We start from the raw sequence: 12,796 nt of genomic DNA on the forward strand, positions 1-12,796 counted from the left end.
CCGCGCCCCGATTTCTCAGTCCCCGGGCACACCGAACGTTTCCTCCGCCACGACGAGTTCCCGCGTGAAGGCGTGCTCCGGCGCGCCCAGCACCCGGCCCGCCGCCCCCGACTCCACCACCCTGCCGTCCTCCATCACCGCGATCCGGTCCGCCAGAGCGGCGGTCCCCAGATCGTGGGTGATCAGGACGAGCGCCTCGACGCGTCCCGAGCGCAGCAGTCCTCCGAGCAGACCGAGCACCGCGTCCCGGGCCACCGGATCGAGGCCCGAGGTGATCTCGTCGCACACCAGCACCCGGGGGCGGGCCAGAGCGGCACGGGCGAGGGCCGCGCGCTGGAGTTCGCCGCCGGACAGGTGCGCGGGGAGGCGCGCCGCCTTCTCCGCCGGGAGCCCGAGGGCGCTCAGCAGCGCGAGCGCCTCGCGCCTCGCCACGGCCGGGGCCGCACCGCGCAGCCGTACCGCTGTACGCGCCACCTGGTCGGCCACGGGGCGGTACTCGTCGAAGGCCGCCTTCGCGTCCTGGAAGACGTGCTGCACACCGGCCACCTGGCTCCGGGAGCGGTCGCGCAGACCGGGCGGCAGGGGCTGCCCGACGAGGCGCACCTCCCCGGCGTGGCGGGGGTGCAGGCCGCTCAGGCAGCGGGCCAGGGTGGTCTTGCCGCTCCCGGACCGGCCCGCCACGGCCAGGCACTCACCGGCGCCGACGGTGAGCGAGACGCGGTCGAGTACCGGCGTCCGGCCGTGGCGCGCGACGAGGGACCGCACGTCGAGCACCGCGTCGCCCCGCCCCGCCCCGCCCAGAGGGGCCCGGCCGGACGCGGCCGCCGGTCCCGCGTCCCGCACCCGCCCGTCCCGCAGGACGACCACCTCGTCGGCCAACGCACGGACGACGCCCGTGTCATGGCTGAGCAGCAGTACGGCGATCCCCTGCCGGGCCACATCGGCGAGCAGGTCCACGACCCCGCGCTTGGTCAGGGGGTCCTGTCCGGTGGTCGGCTCGTCCGCGACGACGACACGGGCGCCGAGCAGCAGCACCTGGGCGAGCGCCACGCGCTGCTGCTGGCCCCCGGAGAGCTGGTGCGGGAAGCGGCGCAGCAGCCGGCCGTCCGCCGGCAGCCGGACACGGTCGAGCGCGTCGAGCACCCGTTCGCGCGCCGCGGCCCGGCGCCGGGATCGCGGGAGGTGGCGCACCCGGCCGCGGGCGATGTCCCTCAGCAACGCCCCGATGCGGCGCGCCGGGTTGAGCACGGCCGCCGGGTGCTGCGGTACGTAGCCGATGAGGCCCTGCGGGACCCTTACGGTGCCGGTCACCCGTGATCCGTCCGGGTACTCGCCGAGCAGGGCGAGCCCCACGGTCGTCTTGCCGCTGCCCGAGCCGCCGGTGAGGGCGGTGATCCGGCCGGGCCGCAGGCTGAGGCCGACGCCGTCGAGTACGAGGCGCCCGCCGATCTCCACCCGCAGCCCCTCGATCACGGCGACCGGGTCCTGGGCGGCGGCATGTACAGGGGTCATCGGTTCTTCTCCGGGCGGTGCGGGCGGGCGAGCGCCGCGTCGACGAGCAGGTTGCCGCCCATGGTGAGCGCGACGATCAGCAGGGCGGGTACCACCGTCGCCCAGGGCTGCACGGACAGGCCGGTGCGGTTGCGGTCCACCATCACGGCCCAGTCGGCGGCGTCCGGTGCCACGCCCACGCCGAGGAAGGCGGCGGTGGCCACGAGGTAGACCGCGCCGGTGAGGCGTACGCCGATGTCCGCGGCGAGCGGGCGGGCGACGGCCCGTCCGACGTAGCCGAGGGCCAGTCGCACCCAGCCCTCTCCCTGCATGCGCAGCGCCTCGACCGCAGGGCGCGAGGCGGCTTCCGCTCCGGCGGCCCGTACGATCCTGGCCGCGTCCGGGATGCCGACGAGCGCGACCACGGTCGCGAGCCGGGCCGGGCCCGGCTGCACGGCGGTGGCCACCAGCAGGACGACGAGGAGCGACGGCACGGCCAGCAGGACGTCCAGCGGGCGCATCAGCACCTCCTCCAGCCAGGCCCGCCGGGTCAGGGCGCAGACGAATCCGACGGGCAGCGCCACCGCGTAGGTCAGGGCTGTCGCCGCGAGGGCGACGGTGACGACGGACCGGCCGCCGAGCAGGACCTCGCGGAACACGTCACGGCCGGTGAAGTCGGTGCCGAGCGGATGGCCGGCGCCGGTGGTCAGCGAGGTACCGCGCGGACCCGCGTCACCGGCGAACAGCGGTCCCGCCAGGGCGATGAGAAGCGGCACGCCGACGACGAGGAGGCCGGGGGCGAATCGTCGGGCCCCCCGGCCCCTGGCGGCCCCGCCCGGACGGCCGACGACGATTCTCTTCAGGCCGCGCCGGGAACGGGCCACGGCGACCGCCATCACGCGGCCACCTCCGTCCGGGGTGCGAGGCGGTGGGTGACCAGGTCTGCGCCCAGGTTGAGCAGGACGGTGACGAGACCGAAGACCACCGCGAGCCCCTGCACCGTGGGCAGATCGCGCTCCGCGACCGCGTTCATGAGGACCGTGCCGAGTCCGGGGACCACGAACAGGGCCTCGACGACGACCACCCCGCACAGCAGCCAGTCGACCGTGCGGGCCAGTTGCTGGGCGGCCGGGGCGAGGGCGTTGGGGAGGGCGTGCGCGTACCGTACGCGGGTGCGGGAGAGGCCGCAGCGCCGCGCCTGTGCCACGTACGGGGAGGCCAGCGAGTCGAGCATGCCCGCGCGGACGAGCCGGGCGAGCGAGCAGACCGGGCGGGCGAGCAGGGCGAGGACGGGCAGGACGAGTGCGGCGGGGTGGGAGGCCAGTTCGGTGCCGTACCCCACGGCGGTCGGCGGGAACCAGCCGAGCCGCAGGGCGAACACGGTCACCAACAGGGCGCCCAGCGCGAATTCCGGCACGGCGTACAGGCTGAGCAGCACCGCGCTCACGACCCGGTCCACGGCCCCTCCCTCTCGGCGGGCAGCCAGCACGCCGAGGCCGATTCCGGCCGGGACGAGCAGCAGGACGGTCGGCACGGCGAGCAGCAGGGTGGGGCCGAAGCCGTCGGCGAGCGCGGCGGCGACCGGCCGCCCCGACGTCAGCGACACACCGAGGTCCCCGTGGAGCAGCCCGGCCGTCCAGACCAGCAGGCGCTCAAGGGGCGGCCGGTCCAGGTGCATGGCCGCGCGGACGGCCTCGATGCGTGCCGGATCGGGCTGGTCGCCGGCGAGGGCGACGGCGGCGTCGCCCGGCAGGGCCTCGGTGGCGGCGAAGACGAGCAGCACGACGGCGGCGGTCTGCGCTCCGCCGAGCAGCAGCCGTCGCGCCACGCGGTGTCCGGTCGCGCTCACGCCAGCCACACCTTGTCGAAGCGGGCCCAGTCGAGGGTGTTGGCGGGCGCCTGCCGCGCGACGCCCCGGACGTTGCGAGCGGTGCCGAGTATCCAGTCGGCGAAGCCCCAGCTGAGGAACGGACCCTCGGTGTACAGGCGGCGCTGCATCCGGGCGTAGACCTCGGCGCGCTGCCCGGGGTCCTTCGTGGACTGAGCCTGCCGGTACAGGTCGTCGAAGTCCCGGTGGCGCCAGTGCGTGGCGTTGGTGGTCGAGTCGGTGAGCAGGCGCTGGGAGAGGTGCGACTCGATGGGCATCGCCCCGGACCGGTAGCAGCACAGCGTGCCCGCGTCGAGGATGTCCTTCCAGTACGTGTCCTTGCTGCCGGTCCGTACGCGGACGGTGATGCCCGCCTTCGCGGCCTGGTCGCGGAAGACGGCGGCCGCCTCGGTGAAGCCGGTGGCGACCGGTGAGGTGTCCAGGGTGATCCGCAGGTCGTCGGCGCCGGCCTCCTTCAGGAGCCGCCGGGCACGGCCGAGGTCCTGTTCGCGCTGGGGAAGGCCGTCGGCGTAGTACTCGTAGCCCTTGCCGAAGAGGTCGTTGCCGATCTCGCCGGCCCCGGAGAGGGCGCTGCGTACGAGTTCCGCGCGGCCGGCGACGAGGAACAGCGCCTGGCGGACGCGGCGGTCGTCGAAGGGCGGCCGGTCGGTCTTCATGGCGAAGGACTGCATGGCGCTGTTGCGCAGCCGCACGATGGTCACGCGCCCGCCGTCTTCAAGGGCGCGGGCGGTCGCCGGGTTCAGCTCGTGGGCGTACTCCACCTGACCACCGAGCAGGGCGTTGACGCGCGCGGACTCCTCGTCGGCGACGACGAACTCCAGTTCGTCCAGGTGCGGCGCGCCCTCCCAGTAGTCGTCGTTGCGGCGCAGCAGGGTGGAGCGGCCCGGCGCGAAGGAGACCAGGCGGAACGGCCCGCTGCCGACGGGTGCGTGGTCGAAGTCGCCCTCGCGCGCCGACGCCGGAATGATGTACGCGCCGAACGCGGCCATGACATTGGGGAATTCGGCGGTCGGGCGCTTGAGGACGAACTCGACGGTCCGCTCGTCCAGGGCGCGGCTGGCGGACAGGTCGATCGGTTCGAGGGAGGCCCTGGCACGGAAGGCGCGCTGCGGGTCGGCTATGCGACGGTAGCTGTGCAGGACGTCGGCCGCTGTCACGGGTTTCCCGTCGTGGAAGGCGGCGGCGCGCAGGGGGACCTTCCACCGCTTGAGGGTGGCGTCCGGCTCCCAGGAGTCGGCGAGGCGCGGCTGCGCGGAGAGGTCGGCGCCGTAGTCGGCGAGCTTGTCGTAGAGGGCCTTGGCACGGGCGGCGTCGGCGAACAGGTTGCTCAGGTGCGGGTCCAGGGTCTCGCTCGCCCCTCCCCCGGCGAAGGCGGCCCTCAGCCGGCCGCCGCGTTTCGGGGTGCCCGCCTCCGCCTTCGCGTCGGAGGTGCCGGGGTCGGTGGCGCCCGCGCAGCCGGTGAGAGCGAGGGCTCCGGCTGCTCCCGAGGCGATCAGGAGGCCGCGGCGGTGCAGGCCGGGGAGGTGGTGGTCGTGCGTCACGGGGTGTCGTCCTTGCTGTGTGGTGGGTGCGGGGCCCGGGCTCAGGCGTGCGGGGCGGTGCGCCGGGCTATGAGGTGGAGCCGGTCGCCGGTCGCCGTGCCCGCAGGTGCGGCGCCTTCGCGCCAGGCGGGGTCGGTGCGCGGTCCGGGCCCGTCGTGCAGGGCCAGCACCTCGAATCCGGCCTCGGTGACGGTGCGGCGCAGCTCCTCGGGCAGCAGCAGGCGCCAGGCCGAGCGCTGTGCCACCGGGGGCGAGCCGTCGTCGGTGGTCCAGGTGCGGGAGCGGTGCAGGAGGCGTGCGGCGGCGTCCACGCGCAGCCGGGTGACGGAGCGGTAGGTGACGCCTTCATGGGTGAAGGCGTGGGCGGCGGGGGCGTTGTCGAGGTGGGCGTGCCCCAGGAAGTAGGCGCCGTTGCGCATCTCCGCGACGAGCAGCCCGCCGGGTGCGAGCGCCCGGCGGCAGGAGGCGAGGAAGCCGTCGAGTTCGGCGTCGGTCCGGCAGTACAGCAGCGCGCTGTCCAGACAGGCCACGGTGTCGAAGCTTTCCGCTCCGAGGTCGAAGCGGCGCAGGTCGGCCGGGACGTAGCGGGGGCCGGGGTGGTGCCGGGCGGCGTGCCGGAGCATGGCCTCGGAGAGGTCCGCGCCGGTCACCGTACGGCCCAGGGAGTGGAGGTGGGCGGCGTCGCGACCGGTGCCGCAGCCGATGTCCAGGACGCGTGGGCCGCTTCCGTGAAGACGCAGGCACTCCTCGGCCCAGCGTCCGGCGAGCCGTTCGGTGTCCGGGAAGCGCGCCTCGTACAGGGCCGGGTTGTCGGTGAGCAGGTTCCTGTCCTTCACGGCCGTCCCCCTCACGCACGGGCCGGCACGGGTACCGGCCTTCCGGGCAGGGCCCCGACGCGGTGCAGTCGGGCGACGGCGGCCGCCGAGGCGAGCCCGAGGCCCAGGCAGCACGCCCACGGCAGCCACCCGGCTCCCGTGCGCGCACCGGTGTCCATGGTCCAGCCGACGGCCGCGTTGCCCAGGGCTGCCGCGATGCCGGAGACGACGTAGAAGACCCCGAAGTAGGTGCCGGTGAGCCGGGACCGGCCGAACGCGGGCACCAGCTCCATCACGAAGGGCTGCGCGACCATGAGCCCGGTCTGGAGGAGCAGGGCTCCCACCAGGACCGGGACCATGCGCAGTGCGGCTTCCGGCATGTCCCCGGGGTCCGCGGCGGCACCCGATGTCACGAGCATGGGCGGGACGAAGGCGGCGGCCATCAGCGCGAGGCCGCCGCTGATCCAGCCCGCCCGGCTGCCCCGGCGGTGGAGCGCCCGCGTGACGCGCAGCTGGAGTCCGAGCCCGGCGAGCGTCGCCACGACGAGGACCGGGCCGGCGGCGCCGTCCCATCCAGTGGCGCGGCGGGCGCCCTCGGGGAGCAGCAGATAGAGCTGGCTCTCCAGCGCGATCATGGCCACCATCGCCAGGGCGAACGCCATGAACGCCCGGTTCCCCACCACTTCGCGCCAGTCGGCGAGCACGCTCTCCTCGGCCGGCGCGACCTGTCCGGCCGGCAGCATCAGGGCTTGGGCTACGGTCAGGAGCGCGAACAGCCCGGCCGCCGTCAGGGCCGCGGCCCGGAAGTCGACGAGAAGGAGCGCGCTGCCGAGGAGGGGCCCGACGAGGGCGCCGGTCGTCGCGAACACGTTGAACAGGGCGAACGCCTCGGCCTTGCGCTCCCCCGCCTCCTGGGCGAGGTAGGCGCGGACGGCCGGATTGAACAGGGCGCCCGCGAGTCCGCTGAGCACGGAGGCGGTCAGCAGCACGGCCGTCCCGCCGCCGAGGGCGAACAGGCCGAAGCCCACGGTCCGCAGGGCGCAGCCTGCGGTGATCACCCCCCGTGCGCCCAGCCGGTCCGCGGCCGAGCCACCGATGACGAAGAGTCCCTGCTGGCTGAGGTTGCGCACCCCGAGCACGGTGCCGACGGCTGCGGCGGACATGCCGAGGTCGCGGCTCAGGTGGACGGCGAGGTAGGGGATGAGCAGGTAGAAGCCGGTGTTGACGCCGAATTGGTTGACCAGCAGGAGGCGGACGGCCGGGCTGAAGCTTCGGATCTCGCGCCAAGTCGTCACGGTCGCACCCCCGCTGCGGCGAGCTCCTGGCTCGGATGTACGCCGAGTCCCGGCCGGGCGCTCGCGCGTACGGTTCCGTCGTCGCCGCCGATGCCGGTCCAGGGGTCGTGGGCGAGCAGGAGGTGTCCGTCCAGGTCGGTCCACCGGGCGCGGTCGGCGAGGTGGACGGCGGGGGCGATGCCGAGTGAACTGGCGGTGAGGCAGCCGAGCATGAGATCCGTTCCGCTTCCGGCGATCAGGCCGGCGATGCGCAGGGCGGCGCCGGGGCCGCCGCATTTGGCGAGCTTGACGTTGATGCCGTGGACGCGGCCGGCGAGGCGGCGGGCGTCCTCGAAGGACACCGCGTCCTCGTCCGCGATCACCGGCAGCGGTGAGCGCGCGGCGAGGCGGGCAAGACCTCCGGGGTCGCCGGGCGCGACGGGCTGTTCGACGGCCTCGACGCCCAGTTCGGCGAAGCGGCCGAGCAGCCGGGGCGCGGCGGAGGCGCTCCAGCCGCCGTTCGGGTCGAGCAGCAGCCGCGCTCCGGGGGCGGCGGCGCGTACGGCGCGGACCCGTGCGATGTCGTCCTCGGGGTCGGGCGATCCGGCCTTGACCTTGAGGACCGTGAACCCCCGGTACGCGAGGCGGGTGGCGAGGGCGGCGGCCCGGGCGGGCGTGGTGATGCCGATGGTCCGGGCGGTGGCGGCCGTGGGTGTGGTGGAGGCGCCGAGCAGCCGGTGCACGGGCTTTCCGGCGCGTTTGCCTGCGAGGTCGAGGAGCGCGGATTCCACGGCGGCCGTGACGGCCGGAGGCTCGCCGGTGGTGTCCTCGGGCAGGGCGGCGAGGGCGGTCTCGGGATCGGGGAGACGGGCGAGTTCCCGGGAGCACCGGTGCAGCCACTGGTGCAGGGACGCGGTGTCGAGCCCGTAGTACACGCTGGTGACCGCTTCGCCGTGGCCGTGGAGCCCCTGGTGCTCGACGGTCAGCCTGACGGCGTGCCGGGCGGTCGTGGTGGACCGGGAGATCCGCAGCGGCTCGGCGAGCCGCAGCTCCGTGGTGCGGACGGTGCACTTCATCGGTGCTCCCGGGGGTCGGTGACGGTGGTGCAGCGGGTCCAGCCCGTGGCCTCCGCCGCCCGGGGGTGTGCGATCTCGACGGGCCGGGTCGCGGTGGCGCCGGCCCGGAGGCCGTGCAGGGCGTTGAAGCCGTCGTCGAAGACGCTGCCGAGGTAGCGGTGGGGGCCGTCGGGGAAGACGGTCACGACGACCGCGTCCGGGTGCACGCGCGCGGCCCAGGCGGCGACGAGGGCAACGGCACCCGTGCTCCAGCCGCCGCTGACGAAGCTGCCCCTGGCGAGCCTGCGGCAGCTGTCGGCGGCCTCGGCCGGGCCGACCCAGTGGACCTCGTCGAAGCGGTCGTGGGCGACGTTGCGGGGATGGATGCTGCTGCCCAGGCCGCGCATGAGCCGGGGGCGGGCGGGCTGGCCGAAGATCGTGGAGCCGGTGGCGTCCACGCCGATCAGCCGCAGCGCGGGCCACTGCCCGCGCAGCCCGGCGGCGATCCCGGCGCTGTGGCCGCCGGTGCCGACGCTGCACACCAGCACGTCCACGCGGTCGAGCCGGCCGGCGATCTCGGCGGCGAGCGTGGCGTAGCCCGCCGTGTTGTCCGGGTTGTTGTACTGGTCGGGCCAGTACGCGTCCGGCAGCGTGGACAGCAGCTCGCGGAGCCGGGCGAGGCGTGCCGCCTGCCAGCCGCCCCGGTCGGCGGGCCGGTCGACGAGCTCCAGCCGGGCGCCGTGGGCGCGCAGCAACTGCCGCATGGACGGTTCGAGTTCGGCGTCGCCCACCAGGACGACGGGGTGGCCGAGTGCCTGGCCCGCGAAGGCGAGCCCGATGCCGAGTGTGCCGGACGTGGACTCCACGACCGGTGCGCCGGGCAGGAGTTCGCCGCGTTCCTCGGCGCCCTGAAGCATCGACACGGCGGCGCGTGCCTTCATGCCGCCCACCCCGAAGCCTTCGAGCTTGGCCCAGAAGCCGGGGTGCGGACAGGGCAGGGGCACGGTGATACGGGCGAGCGGGGTGCGTCCGACCAGGCCGAGCAGTTCGCGGTTGCCGGTGGGGCGCAGGAGTGCGGTGGTCACCGGGTGCCTCCGTACTGGTGGATGGTGCCGGGGCCGCCGTCGAGCCAGAAGAAGGGGTACGGCTCCGCGGACACGGCGGTGACCCCGGCGCCGATGAGCCGGGGCAGCACGGCGCTGCCCGTCTGGGCGAACATCACGAGCGGCTTGCCGTGCCGCAGGGCATGGGTCCTGAGCTCCTCGAAGCTGCCGTTGCCGAGGGTCATCCCGGAGGCGAGGACGGCGTCGCAGCGCGGGAGCAGGTCCGAGGCGTTGCCGCGTACCGGCTCGCCCCACTCCGTGGTGCCGCCCTTGAGGTCGCAGGGCACGTACCGCAGTCCGCGCTCGCGCAGCTCCTCCAGGAGCGAGTTGACCACCCCGACGACGAGCACGGTGCGGCCGGGCGGGAGGTCCAGCAGGCCGACGACTGCGCGGGCCCTGGCCCGGGACTTCTCCAGGGAACCTCCTGCGGGCAGCGGCAGCGGCCGGGCGCCCGAGGCGGGTCCGTGGGGCAGGGCGTGCATGAGGAAGGCGTCGAGCGCGGCGATCCGTACCGGCCGCAGCGGGTGGGCGAGGAGCGTGGCGGCATCGGTGCCGACGCAGTCGTCGGCCGTGCCTTCGGGCAGCTCGTCCGGCTCGACCGCGCAGGAGCCGACGGCAGCGGCGATGCGCAGGCTCAGCACCTCGTTGCGGTAGCCGCCGGCCCGTCCCGTATGCCTGACGGACTGGCGGGTGGTGAACGCGGTGCTGACGCGGAGGGTCCTCGGGTCGTGCCCGTACGCGCCGGCCAGGGCCCGGGACACGAGCTCTTCGCAGGAGCCGGGGGCCGGGGCAGTGGCGGTGTGCGCGGTCATCGGGTCACCACCCGGGGGGTGAGGGCCGCCAGCAGTGCTTCCACGCGGTCCCGGGCGCCCGGCCCCTCGGTGTCGCCGGCCATCACATGCCCGAGGTATTCGTTGTTGCTGCCCGCGGCGGTGACCCGGGTGCCGGGTGCCGCGAGGCTGAGCTCCAGCACGTCGCGGGCCTCGCCGACCGTGTCGCCGCCGTCGATGCCGTCCAGCACTCCCCCGGTTCCGGGCACCAGGAAGCCGATGGCGGCGCTGCGCAGTCCGGTGTCGTGCGGTCGCAGGTCCGGCTCCCGGCCGAGGGCGACGTCGACGCAGGCGGCGGCGATGTCGATGCCGGTCACATGCCGGACGAGTTCGGTGATGCGGTTGCCGGCCGGGCGGGGGTTGACCTCCACCACGCGGGGACCGGCGGTCGTCAGCTTGATCTCGGTGTGCGCGACGACGTCGTCCAGGCCCAGCGCCTCGATCGCGCGGACCGCCGTGTCGCGGGCCGCGCGGGCGTCCTGTCCGGTGAGGGCCGCCGGGAACATGTGCCCGGTCTCCACGAAGGCCGGTGCGCCGCCGATGCTCTTGTCGGTCACCCCGATCACCTGCGTCCTTCCCCGGTGGGTGACGGTCTCCACGCTGACCTCGGGGCCGTGCAGCAGCTCCTCCAGCAGGACGACGGGGGAACGGCGTTGGCCCCGCGCGTTGACCGGGAAGTCGGCGAGCGCGCGGTGGGCCTCGGCGAGCTGTGCCTCGTCGTCGACGCGGCGCACCAGCATCCCGGCGCACAGATCGACCGGCTTGACGACCAGCGGCAGGCCGATCCGTGCCGCCGCCTTCGCGGTCTCGGCCCAGTCGGCGCAGACCGCGTAGCGCGGTCCCGGTACTCCGGCGCGGGCGAGGACGTCCCGGGTGGCGTCCTTGCGGCAGGCGCTCTCCATCGCCTCGGGCGCCGGGCCGGGCAGGCCCAGCCGGGCCGCGATGCGGGCGGCGAGCGGCAGGTAGTAGTCGCAGGACGAGACCACGGCGTCGAACCCCAGCGCCTGGTGGGCCCGTTCGGTGAACGGCAGCAGCCGGTCGGGGTCGTTGGTGGGGGCGGTCAGGATGTTCCGGGCCGTGAGCAGCGGGTGCCGGGCGCCCTCGGGCGCCGAACGCAGGTAGTGGTGCAGATCGCGGGTGAGGAAGGTGAATTCGTGCCCGCCCTCCCGGATGGCTCTGGGCAGCAGTCTGCTCATCGACCCGACCCAGCTCTCGACCATCAGCAGATGAGCCACAACTCCCCCTCTTTACCGCACGGTTGCAGGATTCCGGGCACGCTCCTGCACACGGCCGGCAGGCTGCGCGCCCGGCTCCGCATACGTTAACGACAATCGTTTTCATTGTCACCTAGGTTTCGGGCTCCCGTACCTTTCCACCGATTTGCGTGCGGCCGGCGGGCGCGGTTGATTGGAATGAGGTACGTGCTCCACCCGGGCACGAGACGGGTGACCGCCGTACGCCGCCTTCGATGTGGGGTGAGTCCCGTGCTGTTCGCCGACCGGGCCGACGCGGGCCGGCGTCTCGCCGAAGCTCTCGGCCCCCTCGCGCAGAGCGGCCCCGTCGTGCTGGGTCTGCCGCGCGGTGGCGTGCCGGTCGCCTTCCGCGTCGCGCAGGAACTCGGTGCGCCGCTCGACGTGATCGTGGTCCGCAAGCTCGGCGTGCCGCGCCACCCGGAGCTCGGCTTCGGCGCCATCGGGGAGGGCGGGGTCCGCGTCATCAGCGAGGACATCGTGCGCCGGGCCGGTGTGTCGGAGTTCGACATCGCCTCCGTCCAGCAGGCCGAGGAGACCGAACTCGCGCGCCGGGCCGGGGCATTCCGGGGCGACCGGCCCCGCATCCCCCTCGAAGGGCGCACGGTGGTCATCGTGGACGACGGCATCGCCACCGGCGCGACCGCGCTCGCCGCCTGCGCGGTGGCCCGTGCGCAGGGTGCCGCGCATGTGGTGCTGGCCGTGCCCGTCGCACCCCCGTCCGCGGCGGCCCGGCTGCGCGAGGAGGCGGACGAGCTGGTCTGCCTGTCGGCGCCGGCCGGGTTCTCCGCGGTGGGCGAGTGGTACCGGGACTTCGAGCAGACCCCGGACGAGGAGGTCGTCACGCTCCTGGCCCGGGCCGCGCGCCACTCCGGGCCCCGGCTGACCAGCGATGTACTGGTGGAGGCCGGCGGGGTGGACCTGCCGGGCACCCTCACCCCGGCCGGCGACTCCGGAGCGCTCGTGGTGTTCGCCCATGGCTCCGGGAGCAGCAGGCACAGCCCGCGCAACCGGTCCGTCGCGGCTGCGCTGAACCGGGCCGGCCTGGGCACACTGCTGTTCGACCTGCTCACCACGGACGAGGAGGCCGAGGGCGGCCACGTCTTCGACATCTCGGCGCTCTCCGGCCGCCTGGTGGACGCCGCGGCCTGGGTACGGGACCACTCCCCCGGGCCGCTCGGTGTGTTCGGGGCCAGCACGGGCGCCGCCGCCGCGCTCCAGGCGGCGGCCGTCGTCGGCGCGGACCGTGACACGGGCATCGGCGCGGTCGTCTCGCGCGGCGGCCGGCCGGATCTCGCGGGCGCCCGCCTGGGCGAGGTCCGCTCGCCGACCCTGCTCCTCGTGGGGAGCCGGGACACCGAGGTGCTGGACCTGAACCGCCGGGCCCAGGCGGAACTGCGCTGCGAGAGCCGGCTCGACGTGATCCCGGGCGCGACGCACCTCTTCGAGGAGCCGGGCACGCTGGACCGGGTCGCCGAACGGGCCCGCGACTGGTTCACCGGCCACCTGACCGGCCGGACCGCCTGAGCCGGGCGCACCCGATCGGCGG

11 protein-coding genes are annotated in these 12,796 nt (G+C 74.9%); 1 reads left to right on the forward strand and 10 read right to left on the reverse strand.

All coding sequences use genetic code 11. From position 1 onward, the window contains the following. Nucleotides 1–15: 15 nt before the first annotated feature. Genes BLW14_RS01595 through BLW14_RS01640 form a run of 10 tightly spaced genes read right to left on the reverse strand, consistent with a single transcriptional unit; the run spans nt 16 to nt 11,232 of the window. Nucleotides 16–1,512 carry an ABC transporter ATP-binding protein gene (locus BLW14_RS01595; RefSeq protein WP_093703540.1) on the reverse strand — a complete coding sequence of 499 codons (1,497 nt, stop codon included), beginning with the start codon at nt 1,510–1,512 and terminating at the stop codon, nt 16–18. Continuing rightward, nucleotides 1,509–2,387 (reverse strand): ABC transporter permease, encoded by an 879-nt coding sequence (locus tag BLW14_RS01600; RefSeq protein WP_093703542.1) that lies wholly within the window; start codon nt 2,385–2,387, stop codon nt 1,509–1,511. The genes BLW14_RS01595 and BLW14_RS01600 overlap by 4 nt, the downstream gene beginning before the upstream one ends. Next, nucleotides 2,387–3,340, reverse strand: a complete 954-nt coding sequence (locus BLW14_RS01605) for an ABC transporter permease (RefSeq protein ID WP_093703544.1) — start codon at nt 3,338–3,340, stop codon at nt 2,387–2,389. The genes BLW14_RS01600 and BLW14_RS01605 overlap by 1 nt, the downstream gene beginning before the upstream one ends. Next, nucleotides 3,337–4,920, reverse strand: a complete 1,584-nt coding sequence (locus BLW14_RS01610; protein ID WP_093703546.1) for an ABC transporter substrate-binding protein — start codon at nt 4,918–4,920, stop codon at nt 3,337–3,339. Before BLW14_RS01610 ends, BLW14_RS01605 begins: the two co-directional genes overlap by 4 nt. Before the next feature lie 41 nt (nt 4,921–4,961). Further along, entirely contained in the window at nt 4,962–5,756 is a 795-nt protein-coding gene (locus BLW14_RS01615) for a class I SAM-dependent methyltransferase (RefSeq protein WP_093703548.1), read from the reverse strand. 11 nt (nt 5,757–5,767) lie between these two features. Further along, nucleotides 5,768–7,030, reverse strand: coding sequence for an MFS transporter (locus tag BLW14_RS01620; protein ID WP_093703550.1), 1,263 nt, complete (start codon nt 7,028–7,030; stop codon nt 5,768–5,770). Further along, nucleotides 7,027–8,085 (reverse strand): enolase C-terminal domain-like protein, encoded by a 1,059-nt coding sequence (locus tag BLW14_RS01625; protein ID WP_093703552.1) that lies wholly within the window; start codon nt 8,083–8,085, stop codon nt 7,027–7,029. The genes BLW14_RS01620 and BLW14_RS01625 overlap by 4 nt, the downstream gene beginning before the upstream one ends. Further along, the gene (locus tag BLW14_RS01630; protein ID WP_093703554.1) at nt 8,082–9,149 is read right to left on the reverse strand and encodes a PLP-dependent cysteine synthase family protein; all 1,068 of its coding nucleotides are present in this window, start codon (nt 9,147–9,149) and stop codon (nt 8,082–8,084) included. The genes BLW14_RS01625 and BLW14_RS01630 overlap by 4 nt, the downstream gene beginning before the upstream one ends. Next, nucleotides 9,146–9,979: a Rossmann-like domain-containing protein gene (locus tag BLW14_RS01635; protein ID WP_093703556.1), complete on the reverse strand. Its 834-nt coding sequence runs from the start codon at nt 9,977–9,979 to the stop codon at nt 9,146–9,148. Before BLW14_RS01635 ends, BLW14_RS01630 begins: the two co-directional genes overlap by 4 nt. Continuing rightward, nucleotides 9,976–11,232: an ATP-grasp domain-containing protein gene (locus BLW14_RS01640; RefSeq protein ID WP_093703558.1), complete on the reverse strand. Its 1,257-nt coding sequence runs from the start codon at nt 11,230–11,232 to the stop codon at nt 9,976–9,978. Before BLW14_RS01640 ends, BLW14_RS01635 begins: the two co-directional genes overlap by 4 nt. A 249-nt stretch (nt 11,233–11,481) precedes the next feature. Here BLW14_RS01640 and BLW14_RS01645 point away from each other — a divergent pair, with 249 nt between their 5' ends. Next, entirely contained in the window at nt 11,482–12,774 is a 1,293-nt protein-coding gene (locus BLW14_RS01645; RefSeq protein WP_093703560.1) for an alpha/beta family hydrolase, read from the forward strand. The last annotated feature ends 22 nt before the right edge of the window (nt 12,775–12,796 follow it).

It is taken from the genome of Streptomyces sp. 2131.1 (assembly GCF_900105515.1).
GTDB classification, from domain to species: Bacteria; Actinomycetota; Actinomycetes; order Streptomycetales; family Streptomycetaceae; genus Streptomyces; species Streptomyces drozdowiczii.